We start from the raw sequence: 21955 nt of genomic DNA on the forward strand, positions 1-21955 counted from the left end.
GGCGATGCCGATCGGGGCGATGCCGGCTCACGAGGGTCCGGGCGTCTCCGGCTCGTCCCAGGGGAGCGGCTCCAGGTCCCGCCGGCCGGCATCGACCAGGGCAGCGAGGCGATCGACCGCGACCGGACGGCCGCCCCACGCGTCGACGCCGACGTTGAGCTGGCGGTCCCGCTGCCGCCACGTGTCGTGCACGTGCCCGTGCAGCACCCAGCCGCCGTCGTCGGCGGGGCGGTAGTCGACGTACCGGTCCTCGCCGTGGGAGTCGCCGGTGAACGGGAAGTGCGAGACGGCGGCGTCGATCCCCGCGATCCGGAACCGTCCCGGGTCGTCGTGGATCTCGGCGAACCCGGCGGCGAGGTAGCGGGCTCGCGCCTTCTCCCGGCGCTCGGCACGTGCCTCGGGCGAGCCCTTGCGGAGGCCGCGGTCGCCGGCCCAGCAGCGGTCGTGGTTGCCGGGGACGAGGATCTTGTGCCCGGAGAGCCGGGCGATCCAGGACAGCGAGTCGTCCAGGGCGCCGAGGGCGACGTCGCCGAGCACCCAGACCGTGTCGTCGTCGGACACGGTGTCGTTCCAGAGCTCCGCGAGCCGGGCGTTCATGTGCCCGACCCCGCCGAACGGGCGGTCGCAGAACCGGATGATGTTGGCATGCCCGAAATGCATGTCGGACGTGAAGTACGTGGTCATGATGCGGCCCATTCAACCGGACGCCCTCCGGCCGCACGCGGGACCGGACGCCGGGCCGCCAGGTGATCGAGCCGTTCGGCCGCGAGGCTGGCGCGGATGAGACCCGCGCGGACGAGCGGCGCGTCGGTGCCGGCGCTCTTGAAGTAGAAGATGCCGACGTTGATCAGGCTGACGAATCCGGCGTACACGAGCTCGTCCTGGACCAGGTCCAGCTGGATCAGGGTGCCGATGCCCAGGACGGGCACCAGGTAGATCGCCATGCTCTGCTGCCAGGTCGCGAGCCGCCCGAGGGTGAGGATCTCGGTGGCCGGGACGCTGGCCAGCCCGGCGCGACGGGCGCGGCGGACGGCGTCGTCGGCGAACCAGAGACACGTCTGCGTGCCGACGAACGTGTAGACGCAGATGACCTGGACGAACAAGGGCCACCAGTCCCGCTGCACCAGGTTCGGCAGCACGATGAGGAGGGCCGGGCCGATCGCGATCGACCGGATCATCGCCTCGGCCGCGACCGTGCGCAGGCGGGTCATGCCCGTCCGGGGCAGCGTGGACGACGCGGTGACCTCGGCGAACACGTTGAGGTAGAGCCGCGCGCTGACGAGGGCGTAGGTGAAGGTCGTCAGCCGCGCCGGCAGGTTGCCCCAGAAGTCGGGGACGGGGGAGTCGGCGGCGCGGACGTCGTCGAAGAAGACGAGGCCGTCGCCGGTCCTGCCGAACGCCTGGTCGAGCCACTCGAACCACCTGGCCTGCCACTCGAGGCCGAGATCGCGGGACCACCAGGTGATGATGAAGGCGCTGGCGAAGGCCAGGCTGACCGCGCAGATCCACGCCCAGCGCTGGAGGCGCCGCGCCTGGCGCAGGTACGTCGAGCCGCCGTTGCCCCGCGCCTGTGCGGCGCGTACCTCCAGGAGCCGCCGCTGCCGCGCCACGGTGCCCGCTCCGGGAGAGAGCTCGAGCAGCCGCCCGAACCATCCGCCGGGCCGGCCGGCGTCGCGCGCCCGGAGCACCTCCACCTCGACGCGGAAGTGCCGCGCGATCTCCTCGAACCGGTCGTGCCCGGCCCGCACCTCCAGCACGAGCAGGCGCCGGGCGGGATCGGAGTCGACCAGATCCTCCAGCAGGCGGGCGGCTCCCACGGACGTCGCGTAGAACGGGTCGGGCACGGTGCCGTCCGCCGTGTGCGGGATGCCGGCGACGGCGATCAGGAGCATCCCCAGCGAGTAGACGTCGGCGCGGTCGTGGCCGGCGCCGTCCCGTTTCACCTCGGGCGCGACGTACACGGAGTCGCCGGCCTGCGTTCCGGTGATCGTCCCGGTGTGCAGGTAGTTCACGCCGAGGTCCACGAACCGGGCCCGGACATGGCCGTCGTCGTCCTCCTGGACGATGATGTTGGACGGGGTGAGATCGTCGTGGTGCAGCCCGTCCCGCTCCAGGTCGGCCAGTGCACGGAGCACGGGGGTGCCGTACAGGTGGAGCGCCTCGGTGTCGACCCGCCGGTCGATCTCGCGTCGCGGCCTGGGGGCGACGGCGGCACGCTCGGCGAGGGACTCCGCGAGGGTCCGGCCGGGGAGGAAGTCCATCAGGATCCAGCTGTCGTGGCTGGCCCACACGCGCACGACGGGCGAGGTGTCCGACTCCGGCCGGCCGTACTCGGTGAGGTAGTTCCGGGTCGCGGCGACGATCGGCCGGATCGTCAGGAACGGATGGATGATGAGCTTGAGCGCGAAGCGGTCCGTGCGGCCGCGGGCGCGCGCGGCGACCCTCCCGGTGAGGATCATCGAGGTGGTGCCGTGCCGGTGGAACTCGAGGCGGGACCAGTCGATCGCGTCCCATTCGTCCGACTCGGCCTGCCGCTCCGGCGCGCCGGCGGCCTGGGGGACGGCGTGCGTGCCCCCGGGGAGCCGCGGGTCGTGCAGGGTGCGCACCGCGCGTCGCACCTCCGGGTCCGCGACGAGGAGGCCGCTCAGTTCGGTGGCAGGCAGCCCGGACAGCACGACGTCGGCCGCCTGCCGGCCGGCGAAGCGCATGCGGTCCGAGCAGTGCATCGCGATCAGGGTCAGCAGGTAGAAGCCGAGGTAGCCGCCGAGCTCCGGCGCGGTCTCGTGCCGCACGGTGCTCCACCAGCGCCAGAGCCGCTCGATCTCCTGGAGCCGCGAGACCTGGAAGCGATCGCTGAACGTCCGCTCGTCCAGGGGGAGGGACAGCAGCGCGGCGTGCCACTCGCGCCGGTCCCAGGCGTGCAGGGACGTCGTGACGGTCGTGTCGTCCGCCTCGGGGCCGTCCCCGGTCAGGGCCGACACCGCCGCGGCGAGCCGGTCGAGGGCGGGGACCTCCGTGCGCTCGGGGGCGGACGACTCGGGCTCGCCGTCGTGCACAGGACCTCCTTCAGGGTTCGCGATCGGGTGCACGGCGCCTGCGTCCCCCTGGGCTGAATGTGCGCAAATCCCCATATGCGGTGACGTGGCCGACTCGATGACGAGGGTACCGAATCGGCCGCCGGGTGTGACGTTCATCGCAGCCGGGGGGCTCCCACACGGTTTCGTCACCTTCTCGTCGTCCCCACGTCACGTGGCGCTTCGCGCATGTGATGGGGTGGGGTCGTACCGCGACCTCGTCGCCCACGTCACCCCGGAGGCACACGTGAACACCGCCCTGCGCCGCGACCCGGAGCCTCACGAGGTCACCCCCTCCCGGGCGCTCCCGAAGGCCGTTCTCTTCGACATGGACGGCACCCTGGTGGACACCGAGCCGTACTGGATCGCCGCGGAGCAGGAGCTCACCGAGGCCCACGGCGTCACCTGGACGCACGAGGACGCCCTGAAGCTCGTGGGGCAGCAGCTGATCGTCAGCGCCGGGGTCCTGCGGGACGCCGGCGTGCCCATGGCGCCCGCGGACATCGTGGACTGGCTCATCGCCCGCGTGCGGGACCGGCTGGCCGCCGAGGTGCCGTGGCGCCCCGGCGTGCTGCCGCTGCTGGCCGACCTGAACGCCGCGGGGGTGCCCTGCGCGATCGTCACGATGTCCTACCGCAACCTGGCCGAGGCCGTCGCCGCGGGCGCCCCCGAGGACACGTTCGCCACGATCGTCGCCGGCGACGAGGTCACCCGCGGCAAGCCGGATCCCGAGCCCTACCTCACCGCGGCGGAGCGGCTCGGCGTGACCGCGGCCGACTGCGTGGCCGTCGAGGACTCGCCCGTCGGCATCACGTCCGCGCTCGCCAGCGGCGCCCGCACGCTCGGCGTCGAGGCCGTCCTGCCGGTCGAGGAACGCCCGGGCCTGAGCCGCCTCCGCTCGCTCGACGGCGCGGGCCTCGACCTCCTGGCACGGCTGGCCGCGGGCGAGATCGTCGACGAGTACTGACCGCCGGAGGCACTAGACGATCCCGAGCCGCAGCTCCACCGCGCCCTCCGGGATCTGCGGCGGCGTCCCGCCGAACGCGGGGCACAGCTTCTGATGGGCGCACCAGTCGCACAGTTTGCTGGGCCGCGGCTCCCAGGTCCCGCCGCGCGCCGCCCGCTCGATCTCGGACCACACCCACCGCACCTTCCGCTCGGCCCCCTCCAGGTGCTCCGGCGTCGGCTCCGCGCGCAGGATCTGCCCGTCCCCGAGGTAGACGAGCTGCAGCATCCTTGGCACCACGCCCCGCTCCCGCCACAGCACCAGCCCGTAGAACCGCAGCTGGAACAACACCTTTCCCTCGAATCGCGGACTGGGCGAGCGGCCCGTCTTGTAGTCCACCACCCGCAGCGCGCCGTCGTCCGGCTTCACGTCGAGCCGGTCCACGATGCCGCGCAGCAGCGGACCGTCCTCCAGCTGGGTCTCGACCTTCAGCTCCCGCTCGGCCGGCTCCAGGCGGTTCGGGTCCTCCAGCGTGAAGTAGGTGTTCACCAGGCGCCCCGCGCCGTCGAGCCAGTTCGCGACACCCTCGGACTCCGCCTCCCCGCCCGGCGCGAACAGCTCCCGCACCCGCGGATCGGCCTCCTGCAGCTTCTCCCACTCGACGGGCAGCAGTTCCTGCGCGGCCGCGGGCGTGCGCTCGCCCGCCGGCGCGTCGTACAGGCGCTCCAGCACCGAGTGCACGAGCGTCCCGCGCGTCGCCGCCGACGACGCCGGCTCCGGCACCCGGTCCACCGTCCGCAGCCGGAACAACAGCGGGCACTGCAGGAAGTCGCTCGCGCGCGACGGTGACAGGGCTGGTGGACGGGACGGCGGCGCGATCACGGTCATGGCGACCACCCTAGGGCGAGACACCGACACCACCCCCGCGTCATCCACAGGCGCGCCGCGATATCGCGGCGCCGCCGGCGTGAGGGCATGGCACCCGACGGATACGCTTTGCCGGTGAACAGCACGCCCTCGGCACGTCCGACACCCCCGCGTTCTCGCGGCTGGAAGATCGGGCGCGTCGCCGGCGCGCCGGTCATCGTGACCCCCTCCTGGTTCCTTGCTGCGGCGGTGCTGACCGTCGTCTTCACCCCGTGGGTCCAGGGCCTGATGCCCGACCTCGGGACCAGCGCATACCTCGTGGCCGCGAGCTTCGTGATCATGCTCTTCGCCTCCGTGTTCCTGCACGAGGTCGCCCACGCGCTCGTGGCCCGCGCCCGCGGGCAGGAGGTCCACGAACTGGCGATCACGCTGTGGGGAGGCCACACCGCCTACTCCGGCGGCATGAGCCGGCCCGTCGACGGCTTCCTGGTCGCCGTCGTCGGCCCCTTGACGAACATCGCGCTCGCCACCGTCTTCTGGTTGGCGTTCCTTGCCCGGGCCGACAACGGCCTCGACGTTCCTGACGTGCTCCTGATCGGCGGCGCCCTCTCCAACGCATTCGTCGGCGTGTTCAACCTGCTGCCCGGCCTGCCGCTGGACGGCGGCCAGATCCTGGAGGCGGTCGTCTGGGCCGTCTCGGGCTCACGCGCCACCGGGACCATCGCGGCGGGCTGGGTGGGCCGGGTCATCGCGGTCGGCGTCCTCCTCTGGGGGCTGCTGCCCCTGCTGCGCGGGACGTTCCCGCAGACCGAGCTCATCTTCTACCTGCTCGTCGCCGGCTTCCTCTGGTTCGGCGCGACCAGCGCCATCGCCGGCGGCCGCCGCCGCGAGGCCATCTCCTCCCTCCGCGCCGGGAGCCTCGCCGACCCCGTCGTGACCGTCCCGCTCGGCTCCACCGTGGCCGCGGCGCTCGCGGCCCGCCCCGCCGCCCGTCCGGGAGAGGTGTCGCGGCGCATCGTCGTGGTCGGGTACGACGACGTCCCGCTGGCCGTCCTCGACGACGACGCGGCCTCCTCGGTCCCGCCCGAGGCCCGCGAGCACACGGGCGTCGACGCCGTGTCGGTGCCGCTCGTGCCGAAGTCCGCCGTCGGCCCGGACGTGAGCGGTCAGGACCTGCTGCGTCACCTGGCGACGTCGTCGGGCGGCGCACGCCTGGTCCCGGTGGTCGAGGCAGGCCGGGTGACCGGGGTCCTCGACCTGGCCCGGGTCGCCATGGCGGTCCGCCGGTCCTAGGCCGCCGGACCGCGGGTGCCGAGCAGCCCCACGGCACGGGCTCGGCCCGTCGCACGTAGGATGGTCCGTCGTGACTTCTCCGACCGATGCGCACGGCCCCACGGCCACCGGCGCCGACGTGCGCCGTGGACCGTTCCGCGCGGGCGACAAGGTGCAACTGACCGACCCCAAGGGCCGGATGCACACCATCACGCTCAAGCCCGGCGCGACGTTCCACACCCACAAGGGCTACTTCAAGCACGAGGAACTCATCGGCAGGCCCGAGGGCTGGGTCGTCACGAACACCGAGGACGTCGAGTACCTCGCCCTGCGCCCGCTGCTGAACGACTACGTGCTGTCGATGCCGCGCGGCGCGGCCGTCGTCTACCCGAAGGATGCCGGCCAGATCATCACGATGGCGGACATCTTCCCCGGCGCGCGCGTGGTCGAGGCCGGCGTCGGCTCGGGCGGCCTGACCCTGTCGCTGCTGCGCGCCGTCGGGGACGCGGGCGAACTGCACTCGATCGAGCGGCGTGCGGACTTCGCGGCCATTGCGAGCGGCAACGTCGAGACGTTCTTCGGCGGCCCGCACCCGGCGTGGCACCTCCACACGGGCGACCTCGCCGAGCGGCTCCCCGGCGTCGTCGAGCCCGGCACCGTGGACCGCGTCGTGCTCGACATGCTCGCGCCCTGGGAGAACATCGGCGTCGTCGCCGACGCGCTCGTCCCCGGCGGCGTGCTGATCTGCTACGTCGCCACCGCCACGCAGTTGTCCCGCACGGCCGAGGACCTGCGGTCCAGCGGCCGGTTCGCCGAGCCGTCCGCGTTCGAGACGATGGTGCGCGGCTGGCACCTGGAGGGCCTCGCGGTGCGCCCGCAGCACCGGATGGTCGGGCACACCGGCTTCCTCATCACCGCCCGGCGCCTCGCCGACGGCGTCGCCCCGCCGGAGCGCAAGCGCCGCCCGGCCAAGGGCGCCAAGACGGAGCGCGCCACGGCGAACGGCGCGGCCGCGGATCAGGCGGTCGACGCCGGGTGGGCAGAGGGGTGGACCGAGGAGGCGCTGGGGGAGCGGGAGGTCTCCCCCAAGAAGATCCGCCGGGTGCGCCGTGAGGTCGGCAGGCCGCCCGAGGAGTGACTTCGGCCATCGCTCCTGGTAACCGGACACGTAGACGGCGAGAGCGGTCGCGAGTGGCGGCGATTCCCACGTGCTGAGACGGCGCGGGATCCGCCAAGAGCGAACAAGCGCGTGCGCGCACGTCGTACGTGAACGGCGCGTAACGATCGGGTACCCGCGCTGTCTCGGACGGGCGTTCTACCTCCCGGAGTGTCAGACACTGCGCCTACAGTGCTGTTCTCGGAGGCGGTCCGCGTCGTAGGGTCGCCTTCCGGGCCCTACGAGAGGGGAAGCCATGACCGACAACACAGGTGGATACAACCTTCCCGATAACGGATCGATGCCCAATCGCGACTACGAGCGTCAGATTGCCCTCCTCTCAGCAAAGAACGAGCGTCTCGCCGAGGCGCTCCGCGCCGCACGTGACCAGATCGTCGAGCTGAAGAAGCAGCTGGACGATCTCGCCAAGCCGCCGGGCACCTACGCCACCTTCCTGGGGGCGCACGCCGACGGTTCCGTCGACATCTCCTCCTCGGGCCGCAAGATGCACGTGGCGGCCAGCCCGAACCTTGACGTCTCCCGGCTGAGCCCGGGCCAGGAGGTCAAGCTCAACGAAGCGATGACGGTGGTGGCCGCCGGGGAGTACGAGCGCACCGGCGAGCTGGTCACCATCAAGGAGCTGCTCGGCGGGGGCCGGGTGCTCGTCGTCGGCCGCGCGGACGAGGAACGCGTCGTGCGCCTGGCCGGCTCGATCGCCGAGGAGGCCCTGCGGGTCGGTGACTCCCTCACCGTGGACACGCGCAGCGGCTTCGTCTTCGAGGTGGTGCCCAAGTCCGAGGTCGAGGAGCTCGTCCTCGAGGAGGTCCCCGAGATCGACTACGGCGACATCGGTGGCCTCGGCCCGCAGATCGAGGCGATCCGCGACGCCGTGGAGCTGCCGTTCGCGCACCCGGACCTGTTCCGGGAGCACGGCCTGCGTCCGCCCAAGGGCGTCCTGCTGTACGGCCCGCCCGGGTGCGGCAAGACGCTCATCGCCAAGGCGGTGGCGCACTCCCTGGCCGGCATGGTCGCGAAGGCGAGCGGCGGCGACCCGACGGCGAAGAGCTACTTCCTCAACGTCAAGGGCCCGGAACTGCTCAACAAGTACGTGGGCGAGACCGAGCGGCACATCCGCCTGATCTTCGCCCGCGCCCGGGAGAAGGCCTCCCAGGGCATGCCCGTCGTCGTGTTCTTCGACGAGATGGAGTCGCTGTTCCGCACCCGCGGCACGGGGCTGTCGTCCGACGTCGAGACCACCATCGTGCCGCAGCTCCTGGCGGAGATCGACGGCGTGGAGCGGCTCGACAACGTCATCGTCATCGGTGCGTCCAACCGTGAGGACATGATCGACCCGGCCATCCTGCGCCCGGGCCGGCTCGACGTGAAGATCAAGATCGAGCGCCCGGACGCCGAGGGCGCCAAGGAGATCTTCGCCAAGTACCTCACCGAGGACCTGCCCATCCACCCCGAGGACGTCGCGGAGTACGGCGGCAACACCGCCGCGGCGCTCGACGGGATGATCACCTCGGTCGTGGAGCGCATGTACGCCGAGGACGAGGAGAACCAGTTCCTGGAGGTCACGTACGCGTCCGGGGACAAGGAGACCCTGTTCTTCAAGGACTTCAACTCCGGTGCCATGATCGAGAACGTCGTGGACCGGGCGAAGAAGAACGCGATCAAGGACTTCCTGTCCACCGGTCAGAAGGGCATCCGCGTCGACCACCTGCTCTCGGCGTGCGTCGACGAGTTCCAGGAGAACGAGGACCTGCCCAACACCACCAACCCCGACGACTGGGCGCGGATCAGCGGGAAGAAGGGCGAGCGCATCGTCTTCATCCGGACCATCGTCCAGAAGAAGGGCGAGGGTGCGGCGCCACGAACCATCGACACCGTCCAGAACACGGGGCAGTACCTGTGACCTGACCAGCGGGTACTAGGCTCCAGGCGTCAATTTCACGGTGTCCGGGGCCGGGAGGGTCGGCAGACCGACCCGACCGGTCCCGGGCCGCCGGAGCCGCCGTGAAGGCCCGAGGGCGCGAGATGCGAGTGCCCACCCGGACCGGGCGCGGCGACTCCCGGCAAGACTGCATAGGGTGGTGGTGTGAGCGTGCGTCGCGTGATGGGAATCGAGACCGAGTACGGAGTGCTGCAACCGGGGCGCCCGCTGGCCAACCCGATGCTGCTCTCGAGCCAGGTGGTGACGACGTACCGCGCCATCGCGGACCGCGACGCCTCCGCCCGCAGCAGGGCGCGGTGGGACTACGACGACGAGGACCCGCTGCAGGACGCCCGCGGCTTCCGCCTCGAGCAGGCGTCGGCCCACCCGTCGATGATCACGAACGACCCGGCGCGCCCGGCGCCGTCGGGCCCGGCCACCGGCCAGGTCCCCATGGTCGGCGCCCGCCCCGGGACCGGGCAGATCCCCGTGGTGCGCGGCGGGCAGGGTTCCCCGCCCCAGGACGTGGAGCGCCCGGCCACCGAGGAGTACGACGATCCGAGCGCCGCGAACGTCATCCTCACCAACGGCGCACGGCTGTACGTGGACCACGCGCACCCGGAGTACTCGTCGCCCGAGGTCACGAACCCGGTCGACCTGGTGCGCTGGGACGTGGCGGGGGAGCGGGTCATGCTCGCGGCCGTCCGCGCCCTCGCGGCCGTGCCCGGCAGCGAGACCGTCCTGTACAAGAACAACGTGGACGGCAAGGGCGCCAGCTACGGCACCCACGAGAACTACCTGGTGGACCGATCCCTCTCGTTCGCCACGCTCGCCGAGCTCATCACCCCGTTCCTCGTGACGCGGCAGGTGTACACGGGCTCGGGCCGCGTCGGCCTCGGCGCGGCCGGCGGGCAGCCCGGGTACCAGCTCTCGCAGCGCGCCGACTACATCGAGGCGGAGATCGGCCTGGAGACCACGCTGCGCCGGCCGATCGTGAACACGCGTGACGAACCGCACGCGGACCGGCAGCGCTGGCGCCGGCTGCACCTCATCCTCGGCGACGCGAACTGCATGGAGGTGCCCACCTATCTCAAGACGGGGACGACGTCGCTGTTCCTGTGGGTGCTGGAGCACCTGGGCGAGCTCGCCGACGCCGGCGTGGACGCCCGCAAGCAGCTCGGCGCCCTGAAGCTCGCCGACCCGGTGGCCGCGGTCCAGCGCGTCTCCCGGGACCTGGACCTGTCCGTGCCGCTGGACCTCGCGGACGGGCGGACCATGACGGCGCTGGAGATCCAGGGCGCCTGCGCCGATGTGGTCACCCGCTCGCTCAAAGCCCTGGGCAGCGACCCGGACTCGGACGCGGTGCTGGAACGCTGGACGTCCCTGCTCGAGCGGCTGGCGGTGGACCGGGCGTCCTGCGCGCGCGAGGTGGAGTGGATCGCGAAGCTGCGCCTGCTCGAGGGGCTGCGCCGGCGCGACGGGCTGGGCTGGGAGCACCCGCGCCTGCACGCCATGGACCTGCAGTGGTCCGACGTGCGGCCGGAGCGCGGGATCTATCACCGGCTGCTCGCCAAGGGCGCCGTCGAGCGGATCGTCGACGAGGCCTCGGTGGCGCGCGCCGTCGACCATCCGCCCACCGACACGCGGGCGTGGTTCCGTGGCGAGGTGATGGCGCGGTACGGCGACCAGGTCTCGGCGGCGAGCTGGGACTCGGTGATCTTCGACGTCGGCGGGCGGCAGACGCTGCAGCGCGTCCCGATGCTCGACCCGGCGCGGGGAACAGAGGCGATCGTCGGGCCGTTGCTGGATGCAAGTCCCGACGCCGTGACTCTTTTGCGGAGACTTTCCGGCGAGGGATGATTCGCAAAGTGCAGTTCAGGTCCTAGGCTGGCGAGACCAGCGGCAGCCGTGAGCAATACCAGGAGGCGATCATGGCCGGTCAGGAACGTATCAACCCGTCACACGAGGACCGCACACCCGACGACGACGCCGCGGACACCCCGGCCCCGGCAGGGCAGGCGCAGCAGCGCGATGACGAGGTCGACGAGCTGCTGGACGAGATCGACGACGTGCTCGAGTCGAACGCCGAGTCGTTCGTGCGTGGCTTCGTGCAGAAGGGTGGCCAGTAGTTGGACGGCTTCGGAGGCGGCCCCGGCGGCCGCGGTCAAGGACGACTCCCGGACGCGTTCCTGCGCCCGGGATCGTCGTCGTTCGTCGAGTTCCTCGCGGAGCACGCACCCGACCGCCTGCCGGGCGCGATCGGCGCGGGCGGGTCGATCGGCGCGGCCGGTGCGGTCGCCGGGCAGGGCGGGTACCCCCGCGACCTGGCGCCGCACGCCACGACGATCGTCGCGGTGACGTTCGACGGCGGGGGAGCCGCGGGCGCCGACGGCGGGTCGGCCGCCACGGGCAGCTCGGGCGGCGTCGTCATGGCGGGTGACCGGCGTGCGACCGCCGGCCCGATGATCGCCAGCCGGTCCATCGAGAAGGTGTTCCCCGCCGACGAGTACTCCGCGGTGGGGATCGCCGGGGCGGCCGGCATCGGCATCGAGCTGGTCAAGCTCTACCAGCTCGAGCTCGAGCACTACGAGAAGATCGAGGGCTCGCTCCTGTCGCTGGAGGGCAAGGCGAACCGCCTGGCCACCATGCTGCGGGGCAACCTGCCGATGGCGATGCAGGGCCTGACCGTGGTGCCGCTGTTCGCGGGCTACGACCTGGAGCGGAACCAGGGACGGATCTTCTCCTACGACCCGACCGGCGGATGCTACGAGGAGCGCGAGCACCACGGCGTGGGCTCCGGCTCGCTCTTCGCCCGGGGTGCCATGAAGAAGCTGTGGCGCCGGGACCTGGACGCGGCCGGCGCGGTCGGCGTCGCCGTCGAGGCGCTGTACGACGCCGCCGACGACGACTCCGCCACCGGCGGACCCGACACGGTGCGGCGGATCTTCCCCGTCGTCGCCTCGGTCACCGCCGCCGGCTACTCACGCCTGCCCGACGACGACGTCGCCGCCGTCGCCGAACGCATCGCCGACGAGCGGCGGGAACGGGGGTCGCTCGCATGAACATGCCCTTCTACGTCTCGCCCGAGCAGCTGATGAAGGACCGGGCGGACTTCGCCCGCAAGGGCATCGCCCGCGGGCGGTCCGTCGTCGTCCTCGCCTACGACGGCGGCATCGCGTTCGCCACGGAGAACCCGTCCCGCGCGCTGCACAAGATCTCCGAGATCTACGACCGGATCGGCTTCGCGGCGGTCGGCAAGTACAACGAGTTCGAGAACCTGCGCGTCGCCGGCGTGCGGTACGCCGACCTGCGCGGCTACACGTACGACCGCTCCGACGTCACCGCCCGGGGCCTGGCCAACGCGTACGCGCAGATCCTGGGGACCGTGTTCATCACCGAGTCCAAGCCGCTGGAGGTGGAGCTCGTCGTCGCGGAGGTCGGTGCCACGGCCGAGGACGACCAGATCTACCGGCTCACGTACGACGGCACGGTCGCGGACGAGCACGGCCATGTCGTCATGGGCGGCCAGGCCGAGCAGCTCGGCCGCAAGGTCGGCGAGGGCTGGCGCGCGGACATGACCCTCGGCGAGGCGCTGCGGCTCGCGGTGACCGTGCTCGGGTCGTCCGACGGCGGCACGCCGCGCACGATCGAGCCGGGACAGCTCGAGGTCGCGGTGCTGGAACGGGCGCGGCCCCGCCGCGCGTTCCGCCGCCTGACCAGACAGGCGCTGGCCGAGCTCCTGGCCGAGGCGCCCGGCGAGACGGAGAGCGGCGGCGAGGGCGGGACCGCGACACCGCAGGCGGCGCCCGCGTCGTCGGAGTCCGCGGAGCCGACCGAGTCGGCCGAGTCGACCGAGCCCGAGTCGACCGAGCCCACCGGGACCACGGAGTCCACCGGGTCGGGCGAATCCACCGGGTCCGACGAGTCGTCCGGGGCCGCCGAACCGTCGGAGTCGTCGGACGGCGACGACTCCACCCCGGAGCCGCCCGCCGCACCGCGGGAGGGGCCGCCACAGGACTGATCGCCACCGCCACAGGACCGATCGGCGTCGGACGTCACCACGGACCGTCGCACGCACCGCACCGTACGCACAGATGAGGGAGGGACCGCCATGGATCGCAGGATCTTCGGACTGGAGACCGAGTACGGCGTCACCTGCGCCGCCGAGGACGGGCGCGGGCTCTCGGCCGACGAGGTCGCCCGTTATCTGTTCCGCAAGGTCGTGGCGTGGGGGCGCAGCTCCAACGTGTTCCTGCGCAACGGCTCACGGCTGTACCTCGACGTGGGGTCGCATCCCGAGTACGCGACCGCCGAGTGCGACGACGTGCGGCAGCTGGTGGCCTACGACCGTGGCGGCGAGCGCATCCTGGAGGGCCTGGTCGAGGATGCGCAGCAGCGGCTCGAGCACGAGGACCTGCCCGGCCGGATCCACCTGTTCAAGAACAACACGGACTCGGCGGGCAACTCCTACGGCTGTCACGAGAACTACCTGGTGCGCCGCGGCGGGGACTTCGCGCGGCTGAGCGACGTGCTGGTGCCCTTCCTCATCACCCGGCAGGTTCTGGTCGGCGCCGGGAAGGTCCTCGCCACGCCCCGCGGTGCCGTGTACTGCCTGTCGCAGCGCGCGGACCACATCTGGGAGGCGGTCTCGTCCGCGACCACGCGGTCGCGGCCCATCATCAACACCCGGGACGAGCCGCACGCCGACGCGGAGCACTACCGTCGCCTGCACGTCATCGTCGGGGACTCGTCGATGGCCGAGCCCACCACGATGCTCAAGGTCGGCGCCACGGACCTGGTGCTGCGGCTCGTCGAGGCGGGCCTGCCGATGCGCGACCTCAGCCTGGAGAACCCGATCCGCGCGATCCGGGAGATCAGCCACGACCGTTCGGGCAAGCACGCCGTGACGCTCGCCAACGGCCGGTCCATGACCGCCGTGGAGATCCAGACCGAGTACTACGAGCGGGTGCGGGACTTCGTGGAAGGTCACGCGGACCCGACGCCGGTGGTGAAGCAGGTGCTCGACCTGTGGGAACGCGGCCTTCGGGCGCTGGAGACCGGCGACCTGTCGCTGGTGGACCGCGAGCTGGACTGGGTGATCAAGCTCCGCCTCATCCAGCGCTACCAGGCCAAGCACCAGCTCGCGCTGGACGACCCGCGGATCGCGCGGCTCGACCTGGCCTACCACGACATCTCCCGGACCGAGGGCCTGTACAACCTGCTCGCCGCGCGCGGGATGGTCGAGCGGGTGGCGACGGACCTGGAGATCTTCGAGTCGACGGCGGTCCCGCCGCAGACCACGCGCGCCAAGCTGCGCGGGGACTTCGTGCGGGCGGCGCAGGACGCGCGGCGCGACTACACCGTCGACTGGGTGCACCTGAAGCTCAACGACCAGGCGCAGCGCACCGTGCTGTGCAAGGACCCGTTCCGGAACGTCGACGAGCGGGTGGAGCGCCTCATCGAGTCCATGTGATCCCGAGCCGCCGGGCTCGCACGCTGCGGGCGCCGGGCATTGCCGCCGCCGGGCTCCGTCGCCGCGCCGCCTCGTTCCTCGGCGTCGGCCGCCGTCGCCACCGGTTTCCGGCGGCGGCAGTTCGTGCCCTCGCGTGCTCGCCACCGGTTTCGGCGGCCGGGGACCGGTTGGCTCGGTCCTGGACCTGACCGACCGGGGTGGGCTCGCCCGGGTACGATCTGCGGGTGCTCCGCCGTCCGCTCGTCGTCCTGGTCTCCGCCGGGCTGCTGGTGACGGCCGGTGCGTGCGCCCCCGCCTCGCTCCCGATCGAGGTCGGCCCGGCGCCGACCGCGACGGCGTCGCAGGCGCCGATCGACGTCGACGGCCGCCCGGGCCAGGTGCCCGAGCTGAAGTACGCCAAGCCGTTCGACGTGCTGGAGCCGGGATCGCGGACGGTGTGGCCGGGCACCGGCGAGCCGCTGGAGCGCGACGGCTCGGTGCTGCTCAACCTCTACGCCGAGGACGGGCGCGACGGGAGCGAGCTGCAGAACACGTACCGCAGCGCGCCCGCGTCGTACACGATGACCGAGAGCTCGCTCGGCAACCACCTGTTCGAGGCGCTCCGCGGCAAGCGGGCGGGTGCCCGGGTGATGCTCCTGGAGAGCGACTCCGACGAGGGCGCGGAGGTGCCGGTGGTGCTCGTGGTCGACGTGCTGCCGACGCGCGCGTCCGGTACCGAGCTGCCCGGCCCGCCCGGAGGGCTGCCCCGGGTGACCCGTGACGAGCTGGGCGCGCCGACGGTGCGGATCCCGCGCGACGCGGAGCCGCCCCGGGATCTCGAGGTGGTGCCGCTGGTGCGTGGCAGGGGACCGCAGGTGGCCCAGGGGCAGGTCGTCACCTTCGAGGTGCACGCGGTCGCGTGGGGGAGCGGCGAGGTCGTGGAGACCACCTGGGCGAAGGACTCCCCGCCGCGTTCGGCGCAGGTGGGGATCGGGGCGCTGATCGAGGGCTGGGACACCGGCCTGGTGCAGCAGCCGGTGGGTTCCCAGGTGATGCTGGTGGCGCCGCCCGGTATGGCGTACGCGGGCACGAAGAGCCCGCTCGCCGGCGAGACGCTGGTGTACGTGATCGACATCCTGGACGCGCACAAGCCCATGAGCGAGAACGAGAAGAAGAGGGACTGAGATGTCTGTCGCGATCCGCGTGATCCCGTGCCTCGACGTCGACGCCGGACGCGTCGTCAAGGGGGTCAACTTCCAGAATCTGCGCGACGCCGGCGACCCGGTGGAACTCGCCGCCCGGTACGACGCCGAGGGCGCGGACGAGCTGACGTTCCTCGACGTCTCGGCCTCCTCGGCGGGCCGCGACACCACCGTGGACGTCGTGCGTCGCACCGCGGAGCAGGTGTTCGTGCCGCTCACCGTGGGCGGAGGCATCCGGTCCGCCGACGACGTCGACCGCCTCCTGCGGGCCGGCGCGGACAAGGTCGGGGTGAACACCGCGGCGATCGCCCGCCCGGAGCTGATCGCGGAGATCGCCGAGCGGTTCGGCTCGCAGGTGCTCGTGCTGAGCGTGGACGCGCGGCGGATGTCGGGGGAGACGACGACGCCGTCGGGCTACGAGGTCACGACCCACGGCGGCCGGAAGGGCACCGGGATCGACGCCGTCGAATGGGCCGTCCGGGCGGCGGACCTGGGCGCGGGGGAGATCCTGCTGAACTCGATGGACGCCGACGGGACGGCGGCAGGCTTCGACCTGGAGATGCTCGCGGACGTGCGGGCCCGGGTCACCGTGCCGCTGATCGCGTCGGGCGGGGCCGGGAAGCCGTCGGACTTCGTCGCCGCGGCGAACTCGGGGGCGGACGCGGTGCTGGCGGCCAGCGTCTTCCACTTCGGCACGCTCACGATCCCGGAGGTCAAGCAGGAGATGCGCGAGGCGGGCCTGGAGGTCCGCTAGCCGCGGAGGGTAGTCTGCTCCCGATCCCCTCGCTCGTCGCCGGTGTCGCCGACGGTCGCCCCGAATCGATTCGACCGTCTGGAGCCCTCCCATGACGACCACCGACCCCAGGAACGCCCCCGACACGGCGGCGCGCACCGGCTCGCTGCGGCACGCGGCGCCCTCGCTCGTCGCCCTGGCGGCAGGCGGCTTCACCATCGGCACGACCGAGTTCGCCGCGATGGGCCTGCTGCCCGAGATCGGCGCCGATCTCGGCGCGACCGACCCGCAGGTGGGATACACCATCACGGCCTACGCCCTCGGCGTCGTCGTCGGGGCGCCCCTGCTGACCGTCGCCGCGGCCCGGATGCCGCGCAAGCGGCTGCTGCTGGTGCTGATGGGCGCCTACACGCTCGCGAACGTCCTGTCCGCGCTGGCACCCGACATCGGCTGGCTCGTGCTGGGCCGGTTCCTGGCCGGACTGCCGCACGGCGCGTTCTTCGGGGTCGGCGCCGCGGTGGGCGCCTCGGTCGCCGGGCAGGCCCACCGGGGTCGGGCCGTGGCGACCATGATGACCGGCCTGACCATCGCGAACATCGTGGGCGTCCCGCTGGCCACCGGGATCGGGCAGGCGTTCGGCTGGCGCACCTCCTACGTGCTGGTCGGTGCGCTCGGGCTCATGACGGTGCTCGGGCTCTGGCGCCTCGTCCCGGCCGGTGCCGGCGGAGCGGGCAGCTCGGTGCGGACCGAGCTGGCGACGCTGCGGAACGCGCCGCTGTGGGTCGCGTTCGTGGCGGGCGCCGTGGGCTTCGGCGGGATGTTCGCCGTCTACACGTACGTCGCCCCGACCGTGACCGGGGTGACCGGGCTGCCCGGCGGCGCCGTGCCCTGGGTGCTCGCCCTGTTCGGCCTCGGCATGACGGTGGGTACCCAGATCGGCGGGCGGCTCGCGGACCGTGGCGTGCTGCGGGCCGTGCTGACCGGCTTCGTGGCGACGACGGCGTCGCTGGTCCTGTTCGCGCTGACCGGTGCCGCGCCGGTGCCGGCGCTCGTCGCGTTGTTCCTGCTCGGCGTCACCTCCCAGGTGCTCGCCATCGCGTTCCAGACCCGGCTCATGGACCTGTCGCCGGGCGCGCCGTCGCTGGGCGCGGCGCTCTGCCACGCAGGGCTCAACGTGGCCAACGGCGCAGGGGCGTTCCTCGGCGGGCTGGTCATCGACGCCGGCTGGGGCTACCTGGCCCCGGCGTGGGCCGGAGCGATGGTCACCGTGCTGGGCCTCGGCATGATCCTGGCGTTCGGGCGGCAGCGGGTGGCGCACCGGGCTTGACCTCAACCGCGGTTCAGGTCCTAGCGTCGGCGACATCCCCCGCGACGCGTCGATGTCGCTCTCCGCGAAAAAGGTATCGAATCGTTTCCCGGGGCATGAGATGATCGACAGATCCCCGACCGAAGCGAGGTCTCGCCGTGCCCTCAGCCGCGCCCAGAGCCACATCCTCGGACGCCGCCAGCGATCCGTCCCCCGGCATCCACCGGCCCGGACGCCATCCCCGCCCGATGATGCTGACCGGCTCGCGCACGCGTCGGTCGCTCGTCCTGATGTGGCGCGGGATGCGCGCGCACCCCGGCACCTACGTCCTGGCCGTGACCGCGTCGGCGCTGTTCGGCGCCATGACCGTGGGCGTCAGCCGGGCCGTGGGCTGGGCCACCGACGCCGTCGTCGTCCCGGCGATCGCCGGGGACGAGGCGGCGCGGGACCGCATCTGGCTCGCGGGTGTCGTGCTGGGCGCCGTCGCCCTGACCCTGGCGCTGTCCGTGGCCGGGCGGCGCATGTGGGCGGGTTACGGGTTCTCGGACAACATCGCCGACCACCGCAGCGCCCTGACCACCCAGTACCTGCGCCTGCCGGTCTCCTGGCACCGCGCGCACCCGGCCGGGCAGCTCCTCAACCACACGACGTCGGACGCCGAGGCCGCGAACGGCGTGTTCAACCCGCTCCCGTTCGCGCTCGGCGTCGTCGTCATGATCGTCACCGCCGTGGTGATGCTCTTCTCGATCGACCCGTGGCTGGCCCTGGCGGCCCTCGTGATCTTCCCGGTCACGGTCGTGGCCAACACGATCTACCAGCGGTACATGTCCCCGGCCGTCACCCGCGCGCAGCAGCTGCGCGGCGACGTGGCCGACGTGGCGCACGAGTCGTTCGAGGCCGCGCTCCTGGTCAAGGCCCTCGGCACCGAGGGTCGCGAGGAGGCTCGGTTCGCCGCCACGGCGGGCGACCTGCGGGCCGCGAACGTGCGCGTCGGCGTGGTGCGGGCGATCTTCGACCCGGTCATCCAGAACCTGCCCGCGATCGGCACGCTCGTCGTGCTCGCGGTCGGTACCTGGCGGGCCGGCTCCGGCGACGTCGCGGCGGGCGACGTCGTGAGCGCCGCCTACCTGCTCACGATGATGACGGTGCCGCTCATGGCGTTCGGCTGGGTGCTCGGCGAGCTGCCGCGCGCGCTCGTGGGCTACGACCGCATCTCCGAGGTCGTGGACGCGGACGGCGAGCTGGCCTACGGCACGGGCCGGCTCCCCGCGTCCGACGGCGGCCTGGGCGTGCGGTTCGAGCGCGTCGGGGTCGACGTCGAGGTCACCGGCCTGGAGCGGGGCACCCGCACGCTTCTGGAGGGTGTGGACCTGGAGGTGCCGGCCGGCGCGACGGTCGCCGTCGTCGGCCCCACGGGCGCGGGCAAGACGACCCTCGTGTCGTTGCTCGCGCGGCTGTCCGACCCCACCCGCGGCCGCGTGCTGCTCGACGGCACCGACGCCCGCGAGCTCGCCGCGGGCGAGATCCCCGCGCACGTCGCCCTCGTCACGCAGAGCACGTTCGTGTTCGAGGACTCCGTCCGGGCCAACGTCACGCTCGCGGACCGCGGGGAGGACGGCTCGCCGTCCGACGACGAGGTCTGGGAGGCGCTGCGGCTCGCGCGGCTCGACGACACGATCCGCGCATACCCCGACGGCCTCGACGCGCCGCTCGGCGAGCGGGGCGCCAACCTCTCAGGAGGCCAGCGGCAGCGCCTCGCCATCGCGCGGGCCCTGGTGCGGCGCCCGCGCCTGCTCGTGCTCGACGACGCCACGAGCGCCGTCGATCCGCGCGTCGAGCAGGCGATCCTGCACGGCCTCGCCGAGCAGGGGAGCGGGGCCACCACCGTGATCATGGTCGCCTACCGGATGAGTTCGGTCGCCCTCGCCGACACGGTGGTGCATCTCGACGACGGGGGCGTGGTCGACGTCGGTCCCCACGAGGAGCTCATGGCCCGCGACCCCGGCTACCGCGAGCTCGCCACGGCGTACCAGGCCGAGGCGGAACGCCGGGAACGGGCCGGGGACGAGACCGACCGCGACGACGAACTGCAGGAGGTTGCCCGATGAGTGCCACGACGGCCGAGCCGGGGATCAGCGAGGACGAGCTCGACGCCAACGGCGCGCGCATCGAGTCGGTGAGCAGCCTCGGGGTGTTCGCCACGTTGCGCCGCGGCGTCCAGCTCTCCCCGGAGATGCTGAACGGCGTCTGGATCACCCTCGCCCTGGCGGTGCTCGCGGCGGGCGGCAAGGTGGTCGTGCCGCTGGCCGTGCAGCGCACCATCGACGACGGCATCCTCGCCGAGGGTGGCCCCGACGCCGGACGCGTCGTGACCCTCGCCGCGCTCGCCGCGGTGGGTCTCGTGCTGGCCGGCGTGTGCGCCGCGCTGGTCAACGTGCGGCTCTTCCGGTCCACCGAGGCAGGGCTGGCGACGCTGCGCACGCGGGCGTTCCGGCACGTGCACGACCTGTCGACCCTCACGCAGAACACGGAGCGGCGCGGCGCGCTCGTGGCCCGGGTCACCAACGACGTCGACACCATCTCGCTGTTCGTGCAGTGGGGCGGGATCATGCTGCTGGTCAGCGTCCTGCAGATCCTTGTCGCGACGGCGCTGATGGCCTGGTACTCGCCGGTGCTGACGGTCGTGGTGTGGGTGTGCTTCGTGCCGATGTTCCTGTTCATGCGCGTGGGGCAGCGCAAGGTGAACGCCGCCTACACCCTGGTGCGTGAGCGGGTGGGGGCGATGCTGGGCGCGATCAGCGAGTCGGTGGTCGGGGCCGAGACGGTGCGCGCCTACGGCGTGTCCGCGCGGACCGGCCGGCGCATCTCGCAGGCCGTCGAGGCGACCCGGCGGGCGCAACGGCGCTCCATGGAGCTCGTCGCGATCGTGTTCTCGTCGGGTGTGTTCGTCGCCAACCTCGTGCTGGCGGTCGTGGTGGTCCTGGGCGCGTGGCTCGGCATCGGCGGCGCGCTGAGCGCGGGTGAGATCGTCGCGTTCCTGTTCCTCGTGCAGTTGTTCACCGGCCCGGTGCAGATGGGTACGGAGATCCTCAACGAGATGCAGAACGCGGTCGCGGGCTGGCGCCGTGTGATCGCGGTCGTGGAGACGCCCGTGGAGGTCACCGAGGCGCCCGACGCCGTCGACCTGCCGCGCGGCCCGGCCCGCGTGACGCTGCGCGACGTGCGGTTCGCGTACTCCGGCGGCCCCGACGTGCTGCACGGCGTGTCGCTCGACCTGCCGCCGCGCACCAAGGTCGCCGTCGTCGGGCAGACCGGCTCCGGCAAGACGACGATCGCCAAGCTCGTCACGCGGCTCATGGACCCGGTGGAGGGCACCGTCGAGCTCGACGGGACGGACCTGCGCAAGGTCTCGTTCGCGTCGCTGCGCGAGCGGGTCGTCCTCGTGCCGCAGGAGGGCTTCCTGTTCGACGGCACCGTGCTGGAGAACGCGGCCTACGGCCTGCGCAACGGGACACGCCCGACGACGCCGGACGACGCGGGCGAGGTGCGCGCGGCCGTCTCGGACGCCTTCGCGGAGCTGGGCCTGAGCGACTGGGTCGAGACCCTCCCGGACGGCCTCGACACCCAGGTGGGCCAGCGGGGCGAGGCGCTGAGCGCGGGCGAGCGGCAGCTCGTCGCGATCGCGCGCGCGTACCTCGCGGCGCCCGACCTGCTCGTCCTGGACGAGGCGACGTCGGCGGTGGACCCGGCGGCCGAGGTGCGGATCGCCCGCGCGCTCGACTCCCTGACGGCCGGCCGGTCGACGATCACGATCGCCCACCGGCTCTCGACGGCGGAGGCGGCGGACCTCGTGGTGGTCGTCGACGCCGGCGAGATCGTCGAGACCGGCCCGCACGCCGAGCTGGCGGCGGCCGGCGGGATCTACTCCCGCATGCACGCGAGCTGGGTGTCGCAGACGCGGTAGGCGGGCCCGGGGAGCCGCACCCCCCCGAGGCTGCCCGGCCGGCGTCC

16 protein-coding genes and 1 pseudogene are annotated in these 21955 nt (G+C 72.7%); 14 read left to right on the plus strand and 3 right to left on the minus strand.

The genetic code is table 11. The annotated features are described in order from the left end of the window. Positions 1–27: 27 nt before the first annotated feature. Both IIE03_RS14355 and IIE03_RS14360 read right to left on the minus strand, forming a co-directional pair. Positions 28–684 (minus strand): metallophosphoesterase, encoded by a 657-nt coding sequence (locus IIE03_RS14355; RefSeq protein ID WP_192863444.1) that lies wholly within the window; start codon positions 682–684, stop codon positions 28–30. After that, positions 681–3056, minus strand: coding sequence for a protein kinase domain-containing protein (locus IIE03_RS14360; protein WP_192863445.1), 2376 nt, complete (start codon positions 3054–3056; stop codon positions 681–683). Before IIE03_RS14360 ends, IIE03_RS14355 begins: the two co-directional genes overlap by 4 nt. Positions 3057–3273: 217 nt before the next feature. Here IIE03_RS14360 and IIE03_RS14365 point away from each other — a divergent pair, with 217 nt between their 5' ends. Beyond that, positions 3274–4041 carry an HAD family hydrolase gene (locus tag IIE03_RS14365; protein ID WP_318842986.1) on the plus strand — a complete coding sequence of 256 codons (768 nt, stop codon included), beginning with the start codon at positions 3274–3276 and terminating at the stop codon, positions 4039–4041. A 12-nt stretch (positions 4042–4053) separates the two neighbouring features. Here the strand turns inward: IIE03_RS14365 and IIE03_RS14370 are convergent, their stop codons facing one another. Further along, complete coding sequence (locus IIE03_RS14370) at positions 4054–4908, minus strand: RecB family exonuclease (RefSeq protein ID WP_192863447.1); 855 nt, start codon at positions 4906–4908, stop codon at positions 4054–4056. Positions 4909–5022: 114 nt separating this feature from the next. On the opposite strand from IIE03_RS14370, the gene IIE03_RS14375 reads away from it, so the two are divergent. From IIE03_RS14375 to IIE03_RS14435, 13 genes and pseudogenes are all read left to right on the plus strand, one after another. Then, positions 5023–6180 (plus strand): site-2 protease family protein, encoded by a 1158-nt coding sequence (locus IIE03_RS14375; RefSeq protein WP_192863448.1) that lies wholly within the window; start codon positions 5023–5025, stop codon positions 6178–6180. Positions 6181–6250: 70 nt separating this feature from the next. Further along, positions 6251–7297, plus strand: coding sequence for a tRNA (adenine-N1)-methyltransferase (locus IIE03_RS14380; RefSeq protein WP_192863449.1), 1047 nt, complete (start codon positions 6251–6253; stop codon positions 7295–7297). Between the two features lie 319 nt (positions 7298–7616). Further along, the gene (gene arc / locus IIE03_RS14385; RefSeq protein ID WP_192863473.1) at positions 7617–9233 is read left to right on the plus strand and encodes a proteasome ATPase; all 1617 of its coding nucleotides are present in this window, start codon (positions 7617–7619) and stop codon (positions 9231–9233) included. 201 nt (positions 9234–9434) lie between these two features. Further along, positions 9435–11111 carry a depupylase/deamidase Dop gene (gene dop / locus IIE03_RS14390; protein ID WP_192863474.1) on the plus strand — a complete coding sequence of 559 codons (1677 nt, stop codon included), beginning with the start codon at positions 9435–9437 and terminating at the stop codon, positions 11109–11111. 71 nt (positions 11112–11182) lie between these two features. After that, positions 11183–11380, plus strand: coding sequence for a ubiquitin-like protein Pup (locus IIE03_RS14395; RefSeq protein WP_192863450.1), 198 nt, complete (start codon positions 11183–11185; stop codon positions 11378–11380). After that, positions 11381–12313 carry a proteasome subunit beta gene (gene prcB / locus IIE03_RS14400; protein WP_192863451.1) on the plus strand — a complete coding sequence of 311 codons (933 nt, stop codon included), beginning with the start codon at positions 11381–11383 and terminating at the stop codon, positions 12311–12313. Next, a pseudogene (gene prcA / locus IIE03_RS14405) lies at positions 12310–13011 on the plus strand (proteasome subunit alpha); the annotation flags it as partial. The gene prcB and the pseudogene prcA, both read left to right, overlap by 4 nt. Positions 13012–13362: 351 nt before the next feature. Next, positions 13363–14724 (plus strand): Pup--protein ligase, encoded by a 1362-nt coding sequence (pafA, locus tag IIE03_RS14410; protein ID WP_192863453.1) that lies wholly within the window; start codon positions 13363–13365, stop codon positions 14722–14724. A gap of 224 nt (positions 14725–14948) precedes the next feature. Then, the gene (locus IIE03_RS14415; protein ID WP_318842987.1) at positions 14949–15887 is read left to right on the plus strand and encodes an FKBP-type peptidyl-prolyl cis-trans isomerase; all 939 of its coding nucleotides are present in this window, start codon (positions 14949–14951) and stop codon (positions 15885–15887) included. Position 15888: 1 nt separating this feature from the next. Next, the gene (gene hisF, locus IIE03_RS14420) at positions 15889–16659 is read left to right on the plus strand and encodes an imidazole glycerol phosphate synthase subunit HisF (RefSeq protein WP_192863454.1); all 771 of its coding nucleotides are present in this window, start codon (positions 15889–15891) and stop codon (positions 16657–16659) included. A 91-nt stretch (positions 16660–16750) separates the two neighbouring features. Further along, positions 16751–17965 carry an MFS transporter gene (locus IIE03_RS14425; protein WP_192863455.1) on the plus strand — a complete coding sequence of 405 codons (1215 nt, stop codon included), beginning with the start codon at positions 16751–16753 and terminating at the stop codon, positions 17963–17965. Between the two features lie 227 nt (positions 17966–18192). After that, positions 18193–20052: an ABC transporter ATP-binding protein gene (locus IIE03_RS14430; protein ID WP_225997774.1), complete on the plus strand. Its 1860-nt coding sequence runs from the start codon at positions 18193–18195 to the stop codon at positions 20050–20052. Continuing rightward, positions 20049–21908 carry an ABC transporter ATP-binding protein gene (locus tag IIE03_RS14435; protein ID WP_192863456.1) on the plus strand — a complete coding sequence of 620 codons (1860 nt, stop codon included), beginning with the start codon at positions 20049–20051 and terminating at the stop codon, positions 21906–21908. The genes IIE03_RS14430 and IIE03_RS14435 overlap by 4 nt, the downstream gene beginning before the upstream one ends. The last annotated feature ends 47 nt before the right edge of the window (positions 21909–21955 follow it).

It is taken from the genome of Myceligenerans pegani (assembly GCF_014892515.1).
In the GTDB taxonomy this organism is placed as follows: Bacteria; Actinomycetota; Actinomycetes; order Actinomycetales; family Cellulomonadaceae; genus Myceligenerans; species Myceligenerans pegani.